The sequence below is a fragment of the Streptomyces sp. NPDC005195 genome (assembly GCF_040608315.1).
GTDB classification, from domain to species: Bacteria; Actinomycetota; Actinomycetes; order Streptomycetales; family Streptomycetaceae; genus Streptomyces; species Streptomyces kaempferi.
The window spans coordinates 1-1024 of sequence record NZ_JBEXHZ010000408.1; the positions used below are offsets into that span (position 1 = coordinate 1).

Here is a 1024-nt window from a genome sequence, read left to right on the forward strand (position 1 = left end):
CTGCTCTGGCGCACCGGCCGGGGTGTCTCGCGGCCCGGCGCCGGAGAGGTCCTGCTGCGCGAGGGCCGCGCGGCCCTCGACGCGGCCACCGCAGCCGCTCGCCGCGCCCGCCGCGCCGGTGGCGCCGACGGCTCGGGCGGCCCCCGTGACCGCCTGGTACTGGCGGTGAAGGCCGCCGCCTCCCACGAACTGCTGCAAAGGCTTCTCGACGCCTACGCGACCGAGCCCGACGCCGCCGAGATCGAGGTGCTGCCGTGCGGTATGTGTGAGCAGGAGGAACTGCTGCGCGACGGTCGCGCCGATGTGGCGCTCATGCACGCGCCGTTCAACTCCCTCGCCGGGTTCGACAGCGAGCCACTGCTGACCGAGGGGCAGATCGCCGTCCTGCCCGCGGGGCATCCCCTCGCCGCGCGCAGGACCCTGTCGCTGGCCGACGTCAGCGACGTCCCCGATCTTCCGCGCGCCCGCTGGCCCCGCCACGGTACGTACCCACCCGGCCCGGGCCCCGAGATCCACGACCAGACGCAACTGGCCCAACTGATCGCCCTCGGACGCACCATGGCCGTCTTCCCCGACTCCGCCCGCGCCTGGCTGTGGGCCGGGCACAGCGCCGTACCCCTGACCGACGCGCCCCCCGTCGTCACCCACATCGCCTGGCCTCCGCACAGCCGCTCCCTCGCCCTCGCCGGACTGGTCCGCACGGCCACACAGCTATGACCCGCTCCTGCCCCGCATGCCGCAACACGCCCCGGGCCCGGTGCCTTTCGCAGGTTCCTCCCGGCCGGCGGGACGACAGGACCGGCCAGGCGCCACACTCGTGAGTGAGCGAGATCCTCCGTGGCACCACGGCTCGGGAGCCGGACAGGACAGCCACGGGAACCGGGGCGGCCTGCTGCTCCGACGGCCTCTTGGCCACCCGGCGTCCAAGGGGCGGGATCGGCCCATGGACGACCGGACGAGTCTCGCTCGACCGCCGGCGGGGACTGGCCGCCGGGGCGGTGCGGCTCATGGTGGAGCACGCCGT

The 1024-nt window shown here is 75.0% G+C and carries 2 protein-coding genes; both read left to right on the forward strand.

The window, feature by feature from the left end; all coding sequences use genetic code 11:
• Positions 1-717: LysR family substrate-binding domain-containing protein (locus tag ABZV34_RS39975; protein WP_356288380.1), on the forward strand; the 717-nt coding region annotated here is incomplete at its 5' end.
• A gap of 104 nt (positions 718-821) precedes the next feature.
• On the forward strand, positions 822-1024 hold a 203-nt coding region (locus tag ABZV34_RS39980; RefSeq protein ID WP_356288383.1), incomplete at its 3' end, for a hypothetical protein.